Source organism: Streptococcus sp. HMSC034E12 (assembly GCF_001835915.1).
GTDB classification, from domain to species: domain Bacteria; phylum Bacillota; class Bacilli; order Lactobacillales; family Streptococcaceae; genus Streptococcus; species Streptococcus vaginalis.
The window spans coordinates 135,504-152,127 of record NZ_KV826438.1; the positions used below are offsets into that span (position 1 = coordinate 135,504).

General features: G+C 39.2%; 14 protein-coding genes. 1 reads left to right on the forward strand and 13 read right to left on the reverse strand.

Annotation, left to right across the window (positions count from 1 at the left end; all coding sequences use genetic code 11):
* The 5 genes from glyQ to nagA all read right to left on the reverse strand — a co-directional run bounded on the left by glyQ (position 1) and on the right by nagA (position 6,006).
* Positions 1–915 carry a glycine--tRNA ligase subunit alpha gene (glyQ, locus tag HMPREF2574_RS04550; RefSeq protein WP_024052159.1) on the reverse strand — a complete coding sequence of 305 codons (915 nt, stop codon included), beginning with the start codon at positions 913–915 and terminating at the stop codon, positions 1–3.
* Positions 916–1,819: 904 nt separating this feature from the next.
* On the reverse strand, positions 1,820–2,212 hold the full coding sequence (locus tag HMPREF2574_RS04555; RefSeq protein WP_024052160.1) for a hypothetical protein: 393 nt from the start codon (positions 2,210–2,212) through the stop codon (positions 1,820–1,822).
* A gap of 179 nt (positions 2,213–2,391) precedes the next feature.
* Complete coding sequence (locus tag HMPREF2574_RS04560; RefSeq protein ID WP_070812222.1) at positions 2,392–3,144, reverse strand: DUF6261 family protein; 753 nt, start codon at positions 3,142–3,144, stop codon at positions 2,392–2,394.
* Between the two features lie 547 nt (positions 3,145–3,691).
* On the reverse strand, positions 3,692–4,537 hold the full coding sequence (locus HMPREF2574_RS04565; protein WP_070812223.1) for an aldo/keto reductase: 846 nt from the start codon (positions 4,535–4,537) through the stop codon (positions 3,692–3,694).
* Positions 4,538–4,851: 314 nt separating this feature from the next.
* Positions 4,852–6,006: an N-acetylglucosamine-6-phosphate deacetylase gene (gene nagA / locus HMPREF2574_RS04570; protein WP_024052163.1), complete on the reverse strand. Its 1,155-nt coding sequence runs from the start codon at positions 6,004–6,006 to the stop codon at positions 4,852–4,854.
* 582 nt (positions 6,007–6,588) lie between these two features.
* Here nagA and HMPREF2574_RS04575 point away from each other — a divergent pair.
* Entirely contained in the window at positions 6,589–7,218 is a 630-nt protein-coding gene (locus HMPREF2574_RS04575) for a hypothetical protein (protein WP_257374192.1), read from the forward strand.
* A gap of 635 nt (positions 7,219–7,853) precedes the next feature.
* On the opposite strand, the gene HMPREF2574_RS04580 is transcribed toward HMPREF2574_RS04575, so the two are convergent.
* From HMPREF2574_RS04580 to HMPREF2574_RS04615, 8 genes are all read right to left on the reverse strand, one after another.
* Complete coding sequence (locus HMPREF2574_RS04580) at positions 7,854–9,485, reverse strand: Na/Pi cotransporter family protein (RefSeq protein ID WP_070241541.1); 1,632 nt, start codon at positions 9,483–9,485, stop codon at positions 7,854–7,856.
* Between the two features lie 158 nt (positions 9,486–9,643).
* Positions 9,644–9,994: a 30S ribosome-binding factor RbfA gene (gene rbfA, locus HMPREF2574_RS04585; protein WP_024052166.1), complete on the reverse strand. Its 351-nt coding sequence runs from the start codon at positions 9,992–9,994 to the stop codon at positions 9,644–9,646.
* Between the two features lie 80 nt (positions 9,995–10,074).
* Positions 10,075–12,912, reverse strand: coding sequence for a translation initiation factor IF-2 (gene infB / locus HMPREF2574_RS04590; RefSeq protein ID WP_070241540.1), 2,838 nt, complete (start codon positions 12,910–12,912; stop codon positions 10,075–10,077).
* A gap of 16 nt (positions 12,913–12,928) precedes the next feature.
* A complete protein-coding gene (locus HMPREF2574_RS04595) occupies positions 12,929–13,228 on the reverse strand; it encodes a YlxQ-related RNA-binding protein (protein WP_024052168.1) in 300 nt (99 codons plus the stop codon).
* Positions 13,221–13,517, reverse strand: a complete 297-nt coding sequence (gene rnpM, locus HMPREF2574_RS04600; RefSeq protein ID WP_003025961.1) for an RNase P modulator RnpM — start codon at positions 13,515–13,517, stop codon at positions 13,221–13,223. Before rnpM ends, HMPREF2574_RS04595 begins: the two co-directional genes overlap by 8 nt.
* Before the next feature lie 12 nt (positions 13,518–13,529).
* Positions 13,530–14,723: a transcription termination factor NusA gene (gene nusA, locus HMPREF2574_RS04605; protein ID WP_042754019.1), complete on the reverse strand. Its 1,194-nt coding sequence runs from the start codon at positions 14,721–14,723 to the stop codon at positions 13,530–13,532.
* A 48-nt stretch (positions 14,724–14,771) separates the two neighbouring features.
* A complete protein-coding gene (rimP, locus tag HMPREF2574_RS04610) occupies positions 14,772–15,260 on the reverse strand; it encodes a ribosome maturation factor RimP (RefSeq protein ID WP_024052170.1) in 489 nt (162 codons plus the stop codon).
* Positions 15,261–15,510: 250 nt separating this feature from the next.
* Positions 15,511–16,200, reverse strand: a complete 690-nt coding sequence (locus HMPREF2574_RS04615; protein WP_042754037.1) for a VIT1/CCC1 transporter family protein — start codon at positions 16,198–16,200, stop codon at positions 15,511–15,513.
* Between the last annotated feature and the right edge of the window lie 424 nt (positions 16,201–16,624).

Sequence of the window (16,624 nt, forward strand, 5' to 3'; positions counted from 1 at the left end):
TTATTCCTCCTCAGCCAATAATTTCTCACGTGTTGCTTCATCTAATAATGGATAGCCTAGTCGTCTGCGCTCTGCCACAAAAGTTTTAGCAACAATACGTGCCAAATTGCGAATCCGAGCAATGTAACCTGCCCGCTCCGTCACCGAAACAGCTCCGCGAGCATCCAATAAATTAAAAGTATGAGAGCATTTCAATACATAATCATAAGCAGGGTGCACAAGATTATATTCCAAGCAGCGTTTTGCTTCTGCTTCAAAATGATCAAAATTTTCTAAAAGCAAGGCTTGGTCGCTCACTTCAAAACTGTATTTTGAATGTTCAAATTCTGGCTGACGGAAAATTTCGCCGTACTTAACTCCATCTGCCCATTCAATATCATAAACAGAATCCACTTCTTGAATATAAGATGCCAAACGTTCTAAACCATAGGTAACTTCAGATGTAACTGGACTGGTAGATAAACCACCGACCTGTTGGAAATACGTAAACTGTGTAATCTCCATCCCGTCAAGCCATACTTCCCAACCCAAACCTGCAGAACCAGTTGAAGGATTTTCCCAGTTGTCTTCGACAAAGCGAACATCGTGCTCTAGCGGGTTAATTCCTAACAATTCCAATGATTGTAAATACAACTCTTGAATGTTGCTAGGACTTGGTTTCATTACAACCTGAAACTGATGATGTTGGTAAAGGCGATTCGGATTTTCACCATATCGTCCATCTGCTGGACGACGTGAAGGCTCTACATAAGCCGCATTCCATGGCTCAGGTCCAATAGCCCGTAAGAAAGTGTAGGGGCTCATCGTACCAGCACCTTTTTCATTATCGTAAGCCTGCATGAGCATACAACCCTGATCATTCCAAAACTGTTGCAACGTTAAAATAATTTCTTGGAAGGTTAACTTCTTCGGCATAATGTTTACTCCATTCTTTTTATTATAATATTCTTGTAACTTGAGCTTATAGTAGGAATATACTAGTCTCAACAAGTGAATCAATTTGACTAACAAAACAAAAAGCAGAACTGCACTCGATACGACACCCTATACAGCTTTGCATAGGGGCGTCAAAACGCGGTTCCACCCTAGTTTATTACTTCATTGTTAATATAGCCTTAAGATAACATCAACGACTAAAATTTACCGAAAGCTCCATCTTCATTCAGCTCTTATCTGGCTTCCACCATCCCAGACTCGCTAGCAAGTAATTGCATGAGACTTCTTTCATACAAAACATTATAGCAAGAAATAGGAAATTTGTAAAAGGAAAATATTTTATTTTACATTGGGTATCAAAAAAAGTCAACAAAAGTGTCTAATTTTTCTTTCTTGCACTCTTCACTAAAGTTTTCAAATCTATTTTTTACCTTGTCCTTTGTATTTTTTCTGCTAAACCAGAATTAATACTTTTGGAATATTTACTTAGAATTTTTGCTAAAGAATTGACGCTAACTAGATAAGATTGGATTTTTGAACGATAGAATATATTACCTTTATTTTAGAATACTTTCGGGAATAAGCTATTTAGAAAATTGTTCTGACATAGAATATTGAATAACTGTAATTGAACTTCAAGTGGCAGATTCCCTAGTAAAATATCTTGCCTTCTGTTATCCATTAAAAACTTATCAATATGTCTTAATTTACAACTTGAAATATCTAGTTTCATTGCTGGATCTAAATTAAAATCTTTTTCAAAATTTGAAGTGACCGAATTGATAAAAGCAGACAGATCACGAGAATAATCAATAAAAATTGGTTCTATTTCTTGTTCTCACTTTTCTATAGTTGTAAATTTATTTAACCTCAAAATATATACTCATTTGACTAATGTTTCCATAAGGAATATCATCAATAGTAAAACTCCCAAATCGTGCTGCACAAAGCAATAAACAAAAAATTCTTGATAAAAATTATAGTTCGACTCTAATAGGCGCTTTCTTTCAACCGCACTATTACTTAACTTATTACAAGCTTTTGCAAATTTATTATCAGAATAGAGCTTCACGCCAATTCTAATTTTTTTCATCATGGTTACAAGGTTTACATCTCTGATGTTTGGTAATTCTAAAATGATTCCTTGTTCTTGAAACTTCTCAATCCAGCCTAAACAAATTGATGATAAAAACGGGAAAAGTGGTATGAATATCTCAGAATTATCAAAATCGTCGGTAAAATTAGTTATTATATATAAAATTTGCTTTGCTTCCATCGTTTCTTGTAATAGAAAGTATAAATGATATATTTCCCAATAATTTTTCTTCGTTCATAATAATTCGCTTCCCATTTTTCACTCACCTGCAGTTTCATCAAGTTTGTGTAGGTTTCTTTTGATAGAAAAAACCACGAAACCACCAAAAATCCCCTAGAAATCATTCTAAGGGATTAACTTTACCCTGCCATCTCTGCCACTTGTTCCGTTTTTGCTTTCTTGCTTGGACTGGATAGGCGGCGCTTGCTGTCGCGGAGGGTGTTGAGGTCTTTGAGGAGTTTAGCAAAGTGGAGTTTTTCGGGATAGGCTTCTGCGGAGGCTGCGGTATAGCGCATAAAGAGGTCATAGATACGGGAGAGCTCGGTACGCAACTGCTTGGTTTTGCCGACTTCTTTGCTGGACTTGGCTGCACGCGCCAGAGTTTCTGCCCGGTCATAGTCTTCCTGAGCTGTTGCCACGGCGGTAAGCATCGGCAGAAGACCCAAGGTAGTCACTGCTGCATCATAAGGTTCCTCCTTGAGGGTTTTGAGGAGACTCTTGATTTCAGCAGTTGCGACATCGTTGGTATGCTTGGTGATGTCCTTATACTTCGCAAGGACTGACGTTAGGGTTTCGTGGGCAGCTTTGAGATTGGGCTCCTTGATTTTGGCAAAGCCCCTATGCAAGGTAAACAGTCCGACTAGGGCACTGTCCCGCTCCTTATCCACTTCTGCTAGACTCAAGGTTTGTTTATTTTCTACGCTGGCCAACTGGGCTTGGAATTGCTCCAGCTTACTGTCAAAGACTTCAAGATGCTCATCATACATAGCCTCATCCTTGTAGGACTTGGCAAAGCTAGTAAGAACCTGATGAGAGTCCGTCATCAAGCTCTCAAACTCACGGTTAGTAAAGTTGCTGTAAGGCAGGGGGCGAATGGTGTAGGTTTTTGTCATAATAATCCTTTCCTCAAATATGATAAAACAAGTATAGCATGTGGTGATAAATCTTTGGCAAGGCTACTCTGAAATGTTGTTTTTAAGCTCCGAAAAGGCATTTTTCTCTTTTTCAAAGAAAAAAGGCAGCAAAAATCCCCATCTGATTGCTAGTAAACCTTCCGACGGGGACTATTTGTCTATAAAAAACGAATCATCCGATCATTCAAGACTTAGAATACCTAGAAACTTTAGTGATTAGTGTCATCCTAGACATAGAATGCCAATCAATTTTAGTAAATCCTGTCATTCGAGGGATAGATTATTTGGAAATTTTCATAAATAGGACTATCTGAAAGCTAGATTCCCTCCAAATTTTAGTAAGGAAGACGATTCGACTCCTAGATTGGAGTAGGACGTTGATAAATGATATTGACTGAAGCCTTGACTGCTTCTTTTCTTCCTTATCTTCCCACTCCCAGTAGCTCAATAACCTCCTCAATCAGCCCTTTGATTTCTTTATCGCACAGAAGAGAAAGTTTTGATTACAGTTTCAGTCAATCATCATCTAAAAATCCATCTTATCTGGATCTGGAGCGCCGCCTTCAAGACCTTGAATGTTTTTCAACACTTCTAGGTCTGCTGGACTGAGGGTAATGTCAAAGCAGTCCAGATTGCTCTTGATTCGCTCAGGCGTAACCGACTTGGGCAGGGTCAGGAAGCCCTCTTGCAGGCTCCAAGCCAGAGCGATTTGGGCGACAGATTTGCCGTATTTATCGGCCACAGCCTTGACTTCTTCATTGCGGAAAAGTTCCCCTTGACCGAAGGGACCCCAAGCCTCTAGGAGAATATCATGCTTACGACAATAGTCCACTGTTTCAGCCTGATAGACACCAGGCGCCAGACGAATTTGATTGACCGCGGGCAAAATACGCGCTGTCTCAAGCAGAGGCTCTAGGTGGTGAGGCAGGAAATTGCTGACACCGATAGCTCGGATTTTCCCCTCCCGATAGAGGTCTTCCATAGCCCGCCAAACCTCCCGATTGCGCTCCTTCCAAGCTTCCTGCTCCCGCAGAGGTTTTGGATTGGGCCAGTGGATAAGATAGAGGTCCAGATAGTCCAGCCCCAAACGCTCTAAGGAGCGGGCAAAAGCTTCTTGAGTCTCCTCATAAGTATGATTACCATTCCAGAGCTTGGTCGTAATAAAGAGCTTTTCCCGCGGTATACCATTGTCTTTGATTGCACGACCCACACTTCCCTCATTCTTATAAACAGCTGCAGTATCAATGTGCCGGTAGCCTGCTTCAAGTGCTGTCAGCACTGCCTGATAGGCCTCTTCACCATCCTGAGCCTTCCAAGTTCCAAAGCCCAAAACCGGAATCTCTACACCATTGTTTAATTGATAACGTTCCATCTCCGTCTCCTTTATTAAGCAAGCAGGCAGCCCAGTCAACTACCCCTTCCAACAAAAAATCTATTTCTTAGCTTTCTTTTTCAAGGATTTGGGTTTAAAGACATTCTCCTTGGTTGGTGCCATTCCCCTGCCGAGAAAACTATAAGTAATAAAAGTTATGCCAACTACAATCATGAGCATACGACTCAGATAACCTCATTATATCACGCCTCTTATTGCAATTCAAATCCTTAAAAACCTTTTCTTAACTACATGTATTTTAAAAAGTAAAATGAAAAGAGTCGGTTTTCCAACTCTTTCAAGATAAAAAGATTCTATTTAGCTTCGTATCGTTTTTCACCATCAAGATAAGTTGCAACGAGTTCTAAATCATTGTCCAAAACGATAAAGTCCGCATCGTGACCTTCTTTGATTTGACCACAAACATCATCAATATGAACGGATTTTGCTGGATTGAGCGTCGCCATCATAACAGCTTGGTGCGCATTAGCAATCCCCCATTTTACAACATTTTTTAGACCATCTTTTAATTTCAAGATAGAACCGGCTAGGTTGCCTGTTGATTTGAGTCGAGCAGTGCCATTTTCCACTACAACCGGAAATTCACCCAGCATATAATCGCCAGCTTCTAATCCACCAGCTGTCATACAGTCGGTAATGAGGGCAATATGTTCATGACCTTTTTGCTTCATCAAAATGTCACAAGCCTTTGGATCCACATGGTGTCCATCACAGATCAGCTCAGCATAAGTGTGTGGCAGCTCGTACATAGCGCCGACCATGCCCAGCTCACGGTGAGTCAGACCACGCATACCATTATAGGCATGAACCCAGACACTAGCGCCAGCATCTACCGCAACTTTAGCTTCATCAAAAGTTGCATTTGAGTGCCCAAGTGCAACTGTTACGCCTTCATCAGTAATGGTTCGAACAAAATCTTCAACACCTTCTCGTTCTGGAGCTAAAGCGATTTTATTGAGCAAACCATTCGATGCTTTTTTCCAAGCACGAAATTCATCCATTCGAGGATTTTTCATGTAAATTGGATTTTGGGCTCCTTTATATTTTTCTGTGAAATACGGACCTTCAAAATATAAGCCACGAATCTTAGCACCTGTCGCTTCCTGATAATGAGCACCGATATTTTCTGTCACAGCTAAGAGTTGTTCATAGCTTGAAGTCAAAGTCGTTGGCAGAAAACTAGTCACCCCCGTCGTCAAGAGACCTTCACTCATCGTATGAAGGGTGCCCTCGATATTGTTATCCATGACATCGACACCGCCAAAACCATGAATATGGGTATCCACCAGTCCCGGTGCGATAGAATAACCTGTATAATCTATCACATCCGCACCTGCCGGAATAGCTTTCGTCCATTTGCCAAATTTACCATCTGTGATTTCCAAGTAGCCACCTTGACGGATACCATGGGGATAGAAAAATCGATCTGCTTGAATATATTTAGGCATAATAAAACCTCCTTCTTTCAGTGAGAGTTTATATAAGCTGTCACTTTAGACAACTGTAAATGGTATTTTAAATCACTCTCGCATTGTTCATTATGTCTCTTTCATTATATCGCTTTCTTTTCTTTTTGTAAATGGTATAGACCTATCTTGCTAGATTTTAAGTGATTGTATAAACACTACTGTTTATACTATTTTCTATACTGTCCATTTAACAAACTTGTAGTACACTTCGTTTAAAAGAGTGATCTAAATTCCATATTGGCAAGAGCTTACTTTGATGCTGCTTATTTTAGGATATATACTAGTACTCATTCCATTTGCAAGTCTTGTTTGCTAGATATTTTTCGATATTAAATTCAGACCAACCTTATAGTCGTCTTGTTTTTTCTTGTTGTTTTCATATTTTTAGTACTAAATAGATAATTTCTGTCAAATGAATCAATTAAGGCACTCAACCTAAACCATCAAGTTTATATTCGACTTTCCGGTTACTACCTTATTTAAGTATTTATGTTCTATCTTTTATTGAATAATTATTTGTATAATGATATAATAAAAGTGGGGAAAAGTATTTTGTGTTGATTGTTGTCACAAGGAGCTGATTCCAAATTCAAATTTAGAAGAGACAAATCAGCTTTAAATGACTTTAGTCTTCACCTAGCACACTTATCTTTGGAGGTGTACCATGAAAAAGAAAGTCTTTACAGTTGTTTTTCCTTACTTGCTATTCTGTTTTTAACTGCTTGTGGTAATAATAAGAAATCAACAAACACATCATCTTCTGAAGTACCCAAGACTAGTTCTAGTCAAAAAGCAGAACAAAAATCAAAAGTTGTTGAATTTTCTACCACAGCTACTGATACAGTTATTTATGAAATCAAAGGTCTTACGGCCACCTATAAAGGGCTGGAAAAAGATGATTATGAATATACTCTTAAACTAGCTTATAAAAATACTTCCAATAAGGAATATGAAGTGCAAACTCGTAATGGTAAAGTCAATAATATTTCTAATAGTGATGACCATAAAATTATCATTTGTTCTGATACCTTAAAAGCTTCTGCTGCTTCTGAAGGTAGTATTAAATTACCAATAAATGCTTTAGAAGCAGCTAGTATTACTAAGTCAAAAGTTTTAGAATGCAATTTAGAAGTCATTTATGATATCACAGAAACCATAGCCAAAGTACCAATTAAGGTTACTTTTGAATAATTCAGTAGGAGCTAATGTTTAGCTTCTCTCACATCATGTATGTATACAGTACATAGCAGCTAAATTAACTTTCAATACATATTGTTCTAATAATAAATTAAACAACCAGCCATTCCTCGCTTTATGAGGATTGGCTTTTTATATGACTAGTTTCCGAACATCCTTAATAAACTAGTTATGACAATCTCCCCATCACAATAATATTCTCATCAAAAAACATGAGTCCGGCTTATAGAACATACTAAAACTTTTTTTAATTCAATACCCACAATCTACTGATAGCCAGCAATAAGAGGTTCGAATAGTTTAACAAATGCAATTTTACAAGAAAGATTTAATCAAAAATAAAAAGTATATTTCGAAATTTGTATTTTTCTTCTTGATGAACTGGTTTAGAGTGTGTAAGTTTTGATAAAGATAAACTGTGACATCTTTCAAGTTCTATTCAACCTCTATTTGCTCTATCACATTGGATTGATAGCAAAGTCAAGCTAGTATTACAGCACAGATGTTCCACTTTTTCTTGTGTACCAAACTTGATCTCACAGAGCCATTATTAATAAACTTTCTACTTGATCATGCAAGATAAGTAGGGTACAAAAAAACAAACTGCACCAGCAGTTTGTTTCTCATGATTATATTTGTTCCGCTTGGACCTTTTCCGCCAAGTTCATGGCGTGATCCGCTACTCTCGTATAGTGAGAGATGATATCAATAAAGTTTACGCCTGCTTGTGTCGAGCATTCTCCTCTATTCAGACGATGAATGTGCGTTTTCCGTAGTTTTCGTTCCATTTTATCAATCGCTTCATGCTTAGTTACTAAGCTATCCGCCAACTCAATGTCATTATTTTCTACAGAAGCCAGGGATTCTTTAATGAAAGTCAAAGTCATGTTATAAATCAATTCCAACTCTTGCAAAGCTGCTGGAGAAAATTCCACCTTTTTCCGACGGATATAATCAGTCAAATTAATCAGCGCTTCACCATGGTCCCCGATTCTTTCTAAATCTCGAGATGAATCCAAAATATTTGTCAGCACTTCACTTTCTTTTTGGCTAAGAGGCTCACTAGATAAATCAATGAGGTAACGTGTGAGATCTTCATCAATTTTATTGATTGCTTCTTCTACCTTGTGTCCCTTGTCTGCTGACTTTTCAGTATTGTTCACAATATAATCATAAGCCAACTCAAATGAACGCATCGCATAACGTCCTAAATGAAGCAATTCTTTTTTGGCATTTCCAAGCGCCAAAGACGGAGCTTGTTTGATTAAAATCGGATCTAAATAAAGCGGTTCATATTTCACAACTTCATCTTCACCTGGAATCAGTTTTGTTACCAAGGTAGCTAACAAGCCAATAAATGGAAATTGAATAATGGTATTAGTAACATTAAAAGTTCCGTGAGCAAAGGCGATGGTCATTTCTGGGCTTAAATGGAATGCTGCTTGAAACCACTGAATTAAGCTCGTAAATGGACCTAAAACGATCAAGCATAAAACGGTACCGACCACATTGAAAGTGACATGGGCACCTGCCACACGTTTCGCAGCAATATTGGCTCCTAATGATGCAATAATCGCTGTAATCGTTGTCCCGATATTATCCCCAAAAAGGACTGGCAAAGCTCCCTTTAACTCAATCAAGCCGCTCGCATATAAATTTTGTAGAATACCAATAGTTGCTGATGAGGCTTGAATCAACAAGGTAATACCTGTCCCTACAAATACACCTAGGACTGGATTTCCACTCAACTTTATCATATACTCACGAAAAGCATCTAAATTTTTCAATGGCTCCATAGCACCACTCATCAAATTCAAAGCAAAGAAGATCCCCCCGACCCCAAATAAGACACGACCAATATTATTGATAGAGCGCTTTTTGGTAAAGAAGAGACAGACTGCTCCTAAAAAGAGAATGGGTAAGGCATAATCACCTAGCTTAAAACCAATAATAAAGGAGGTCACTGTCGTTCCGATATTGGCTCCCATGACAATACCAATCGCTTGCTTCAAAGTCAATAGTCCAGCGCTTACCAGTCCAACCGTAATAACTGTCACACCCGAACTTGATTGAATCAGAGCTGTTAGACCAATCCCAACTAGAACGCCAAAAAATGGATTGCTTGTATATTTATCAATAAAATAACGAAGCCGATCACCTGCAGCCTGCTGCAAGCCATCTCCCATCATTCGAATACTATATAGAAAAAGTCCTAAACCGCCTAAGAAGCTAAATATAATTTGCTGCCAATTGATGGACATCTTTTCTCCTCCGAAAAATCTGTAGCGGATTATCTCCTTTTCTATTTTAAAGGATAAGTGTAAAAGTAACAAGCCTTTTTTAGCATTTTTATCAAAAAAAGAAAGAAAAATAGAATTTCCTTTCTTTTTAAATATATTGATATAGCTAAAATCACGTTTTATTTTTGTTCTAAATCGCGGATCATTTGGTCAATTTTGTTCCCATATTCAATCGATTCATCCTTGATAAATGTCAAATCAGGAATTTTATACATCTTCAAGTTGTGACCCAATTCACGTTTGATGGTTCCCTTCGCCTTTTCTAAACCGGTCTGAGCTTTTTCTTGTTCAGAAGCAAGGTTGCTCATCAGCGTGTAGTATACTTTTGCCATTGACAAGTCGCCCAACATTTGCACATCTGTAATGGTAATTCCTTGAACACGCGGATCACGAACTTTTTTTTGCAAAATTTCATTGACTTCACGTTTGATTTCCATGCCCACACGATCCACACGAAATTGATTTGCCATGATATCTCCTTTCACTTACTTTAGAAAAAGGTTGAGGCAGACTTCAATAAATCATAGTCTGTCTCTCTTCCATTCATATCTTATCTTGTGATTTCTTCCATGATGTAGGCTTCAATCATGTCGTCTACCTTGATGTCATTGTAGTTCTCAACCATAAGACCACCTTCTTGCCCATTTCCGACTTCTTTCACATCATCCTTATAATGTTTGAGGCTAGCAAGCGCACCATCAAAGATGACAACACCATCACGAATGACACGAACCTTAGAATCACGAGTTACTTTACCGCTAACCACCATAAATCCGCCGATGGTACCGACTTTAGAAACCTTGAAGGTTTCACGAATGACAGCTTCGCCAATAATTTTTTCTTCAAATTCTGGATCAAGCATCCCTTTCATGGCATCTTCTACTTCTTCAATCACTTTATAAATGATACTGTGAAGACGCATTTCGACGTCATCCGCTTCAGCTTGTTGACGAGCTTGTGGAGTAGGACGAACATTGAAACCAATGATAAAGGCATTGGAAGCTTCCGCAAGAGTAACATCTGATTCGTTAATCGCACCAACTGCTGAGTGAACAATTGTTACTTTAACACCTTCCACTTCAATCTTCTGAAGGGAAGCTGTCAAGGCTTCGGCAGAACCTTGCACGTCTGCTTTGATAATGACATTGACAGACTTGACTTCACCAGCTTTAAGGGTATCAAAGAGATTTTCCAAACTAACACGATGCGTTGCTTGACGTTGTTTCATGAGAGCACGTTTTGCACGTTCTTCACCAGCTGCACGCGCTGCTTTTTCATCTTCATATACGGCAAAATGGTCACCAGCCATTGGTGTTTCATTTAAACCTGTGATAGATACTGGTGTCGATGGCCCCGCAACTTTCACTCGGCGTCCACGGTCATTGGTCATGGCACGTACACGTCCAAAGGTATTTCCGACAACGATTGGATCCTGCACATTCAAAGTACCTTGTTGAACGAGCAAGGTTGCAACTGCACCTTTTCCTTTATCCAAGCGCGCTTCGATTACTGTACCAATTGCGCGAACCTTTGGATCAGCTTTTAGCTCTTGAATTTCAGCTACAAGGAGAACGGTTTCGAGCAGTTCATCAATATTTTGGTTGAACTTCGCTGAGATTTCAACAAATTCAGAATCACCGCCCCAAGCAGTTGACATAACGCCATATTCAGCCAATTCACCGATAACCCGCTCAGGATTAGCACCTGGCTTATCAATCTTGTTAATCGCTACAATAATTGGCACATTAGCTGCTTTTGAATGGTTAATCGCTTCAATTGTTTGAGGCATGACTCCATCATCTGCTGCTACGACAAGAATCGTAATATCTGTGACAGAAGCACCGCGCGCCCGCATAGAAGTAAAGGCCGCATGCCCTGGTGTATCAAGGAAGGTAATTTTCTTACCATTTTCTTCAATCTGGTAAGCACCAATATGTTGTGTTATCCCACCTGCTTCACCTGTAGCAACACGAGAATTACGCAAGGTATCCAAAAGTGTTGTTTTCCCATGGTCAACGTGTCCCATGATGGTCACAACTGGCGGACGCTCTACCAAGGCATCTGGATCAAGATAATCATCATCCACAAAGAAACGTTCGATATCTGCATTATCGACTTCAACTTTAGCATGTGCTTCAATGCCATAATCTACCATCAGAAGTTCAATAGTATCGCCGTCCAACGATTGATTCTGCGTTGCCATAACCCCCATCATAAAGAGTTTCTTGACAATTTCGGCTGGTTCACGTTTAATCCGTTTTGCAATTTCTGCAACGGTCATGCCTTCTGTATATTCAAATTCTTTTGGCAATTCATGGAACTTGCGTTCTGTAACCGGTTTTGGAGTTTGGTTATTGTTCCGATTATTCTTGCCTTTTTTATTTTTCTTGTTATGATTCCAATTACTATTTTTTTGATTTCTCACTTGATTTTGACTGCTTCGATTCTTTTGTTGTTTTCTTGGACCATCTTCTTCACGATCAAAGTCATCGCGCTTCTTGTCTGGCCGGGCTTGTTTTTTACGACGAGTGTCAACTGCGGGAGTTTGACTCGCTTCAGGAGCAACTTGGGGCTGTGGAGCTGGCTTTGTTGCTTCCACGATAGTAGCTGCTGCTTGAAATAATTCTTCTACAGGTTCTTTCCGTTTATTCTGCTCGCGTTGAGCTGCTTTCGCAGCCTGAGCTTGTTTGAAACGTTCTTCACTACCACGAGCGTATTCAGCATTTTGTTCAGCTTTCAGAGCTGCTGCACGTGCTTTAAAATCAATGCGTGGCCCTTGATCCGTTTGAGGGCGATTTTGATTTGCAACATGTGAACGATTTTGCCCTTGGCGATGATTGTCTTGGTTTCGATGATTGCGGTTGTCGCGTTGTTCGTTGCGATTTCCTCGGTCATTGCGATTTTGATTGCTTCGATCATTACGCTGATTACGTTCATCTCGATTTCGTTTATCGCCATTTTGTTGTTTTTGCGGACGATTGTCTCGCTGTTTATTTCGTCGTTCTGCCTGTTCTTTCGCTCTTGCCTCTCGTTCAGCCTTAAAATTACGACTTTTTGGTTTTGCAGACGCCGACTTCGCTTCCACTTCCGACTTTTGCGTTGGAGCTACTGCCTTCGGCTCTGCTTTCTTCTCAGCCTCGGTCGTTTCTTTCACTGCCGTTGGAGCTGACGCTTGCTCTTTAGGCAACGATTGAGTCGGCTTTTGAGTCGTTTCTTTTTTAGGAGCTGCTGCTTGAGAAAAGCTAGCTGTTATACGTGTTGCTATTTCACTTTCCACGCTGCTGGCATGACTTTTTACCTCAATACCAAGCTCTTTTGCACGCGCCACAATTTCCTTGCTTTCTTTTCCCAGTTCTTTCGCGATTTCGTACAATCTTACTTTAGACAAATCTTGTCCTCCTCTTCTATTCCATAAGAGACCTCATTTTCTTTGTAAATCCAGCATCAGTGATGGCAAGCACTTTTCTTGCCTTGCCTACTGCGGTGCTTAATTCCAGTGTTGAAAACACGGTTGATACTTCTACTTTGTAATAATGACTTTTATCAGTAATTTTCTTAGTCAAATTTGGAGCAGCATCGTTGGCTAAAAAGACCAACTTTGCTTTCCTATCTTGTATAGCCTTAACAACCAATTCTTCACCCGATATGATGCGACCTGCTCGTTGTGCTAAGCCAAGTAAATTTGCTAGTTTTTGCTTATTCAAGACCTAACTCTCTTCTTTTGACCTTGTGATCCACATAAGCAATCAGTTCATCGTAAAAATCGTCTTCCACTTCCATATTGAAACTGCGATTAAAGACTCGTTTTTGCTTAGCTTGAAGCGCTTCTTCATTATCAAGTTTGATATAAGCTCCACGTCCGTTCGCCTTACCTGTCGGATCAATGAAAATTTGACCTTCTTTGTTTTTGACAATGCGGAGTAAATCACGCTTGTCAATGATTTCGTTAGAAACTACTGATTTTCGTAAAGGGATTTTTCTTGTTTTTGCCATTCTTTCCCTCCTTTAGTCTGCTGCTTCAACTTCACTTTCCACAAATTCTGTTTCTACAGGACTTTCAACTGCTGTAAATTCTTCTACTTCTTCAGCAAATCCGCCGAGTTCACCAGCTTCTTCCATAGCTTCAAATTCACTTGCAGATTTGATGTCAATTCTGTAACCTGTCAAATGAGCTGCCAAGCGTACGTTTTGTCCGCGACGACCGATTGCAAGAGACAATTTGTTATCTGGCACAACGACAAGAGCATGCTTGCTATCTTGACTGTCAAAGATGACTTGATCCACTTCTGCCGGAGCAATCGCATTGTAGATGAATTCAGCAGGATCTGCTACCCATTCAATCACATCGATGTTTTCTTCAATAGGAATCATACGGTATGATTTTGCATCATACTTAGCAGGATGAAACTTGCTAGTGATTTTCTTGATGTTTGCGCCACCACGTCCAACGATTGTACCAATTGCATCTACATTTGGGTTGTGACTGCGTACCGCAACCTTGGTTCGATCACCTGCTTCACGAGAAACGCTCATGATTTCAACCGTTCCGTCATAAACTTCAGGAATTTCTTGCTCCATCAAGCGTTTGATCATCTCTGGATGACTACGGCTAACAAAAACATTCACACCGCGAGGATTGTCCTCAACCTTATAAACAAAAACTTCAATGCGGTCGTGTGAAGCAAAGACTTCTCCAGGAATTTGGTCTTGTTTAGACAACTGCGCTTCAATGCTGCCAAGATTGACATAGATGAAACGATTGTCAAAACGTTCGACTGTTCCTGACATGATTTCATTTTCATGCTCTTTGTACTTATTGTAAGTAATCGCCCGCGTTTGCTTGCGCATCTTTTCCATAATTGTTTGCTTAGCAGATTGAGCTGCTACCCGACCAAATTCAGCCGGCGCTTCTTCAAATTTGATTTTATCACCAAGCTCATAAGCTGAGCTAATGGCAAGAGCATCTTTTAAGCTGATTTCCAAACGGCTATCAAAAACTTCGTCCACCACTTCACGAACTGTATAGACACGAAAATCTCCTGTTTTTTCGTTAAATTCAATGGCTGCGCTATCTGCTTGACCATAACGGCGACGATAAGCGGAGCGCAAGGATTCTGTCACTGCTTCGATAATGTCTTCTTTTTTAATCCCTTTATCTTCTTCCAAAATGCGGAAGGCCTCTAGCATTTCTTTACTCATGTCTTTTTCGCTTTTGTAAAAACAAAAGCAATCCTTTCTTTTTTCTTACTAAAATTTTACTGCTAATCTTGCTTTGGATACTAGCTTGTAAGGAATTTGAACAACTTTCTTACGCGTCTTATCCATATATTCCATTGTTAAATGATCTTCCTCAAAAGAAAGCAATGTTCCTTCAAAGGTTTTACTTTTATCAACTGCCTGATACAGACTAACATGGATATATTGCCCAACTGCATCTGCTAATTGTTCTTTCGTTTTCAGCGGACGTTCCAACCCTGGGCTAGTTACTTCAAGAAAATACTGCTCAGGAAAGGGATCCGGCTTAATCATATCTAAAAGTGGACTGATGATGTCCGTCAATTCTGCCGTATCATTTACAGTAATTCCTCCCGGCTTATCTACAAAAATACTAAGAACATGGTCGCTCCCCATCTTACCGTACTCAATATCCACTAATTCATACGGTTCTTGAACGACTGGTTCAACAACTTCTTTTACTAATTTGACAATCGTTGTGATAAGACTACACCTCCTCACAGATAAGAGGCGAAGATATTTCCTCGCCTCTCTTTCATATTCATTATCTACATTATAGCATAAGAAAAAGGAAAATACAAGAAAATTTATTCTTGTATTTTATTTGATGCTATTATACTTATCAATCGTAAGAAAATTGATTGATTTCAGCATTGTGGTTGACAGATAATTCTAAAAAGAATTGACTATAAAGTCAAATAGAATAATCTACAATCAAAATCACTCCTCATAAAGGTTTTTTATTTCGAAATTAAATAGCAAATAATTGACCTACAAGATAAGTTACTGTCATAGTCAAAAGTCCAATGACTAAGTTTCGAATCATGGCATTTTTTATCGGTGCTTTTCCTAACTTGGCACTAGTGTATCCCGTTCCCAATAGCGATAAAGCAACGATGACTACTGTCGCCGGAATTCTATAACTAGCAGAAAAGAAGACAATGCTCAGCATGGGAAAGATAGCTCCTGCTACAAAAGCGATAAAGCTGGAGATTGCTGCATGCCAAGGATTAGTAAATTCTTCCACTTCAATACCATACTTTTCCGCTACCAAAGCTTTGAGAGGATCCTTTAAAAAAGCTCGATTGGTTAAAAGCTGGGCAGAAGTCTCACACTCGCCATTCTGGATATAAGCTGCATAGAGCGACTGCCTAGCAATATCTGGATTTTTCATTAAAAGATCTCGCTCTTTGACAACTGCGGCCTCCTCCGTATCCTTTTGAGTGGAGACAGATACATATTCACCACCTGCCATGGAAAAAGCTCCCGCAAAGACTGCTGCTAACCCAGAAAGAAAGATAATCCAAATACTTTCTGTTGCACTTGCTACCCCTATTACCACACCCGCGATAGAAATAATACCATCATTGGCCCCCAATACTCCAGCTCGCAAAATATTAAGCCGACCGCTAAAATTCTTATCAATTTCTTGTTCTCTCATCATCGTCAACCTTCTCTTTTTACTTTATTTAGAATTATTATAAATAAAAACTTAATCAAGCACAAGAGAAAAGAACAAAATGAGAAAAGTTCTACTATTTAATAAAATTTCTTGAACAGCTACTTGGACAGCAACGTTTTACTTTTTAGCAAGCTCAAAACAAGACCATTCTACCAAATCACACACACACATATATATATATGATAAAAGGTCATCCGATTGATACCACAATCTTCTACAATGTCCTGAATCGTAAATTTTGTTAATAGTTTTTATAACAAAATGTTTAAATGAAGCTTCTAACGTTCATTTTGTCGCTTGAGACATTCTTTTGTTCCTTTTGTCTTTTAGCAATCTTTTCTCCTGAAAATCAGAAAAGGGAGTGGGACAGAACTAAAAATTGAAAATTTTTAGTTCGTAGTCC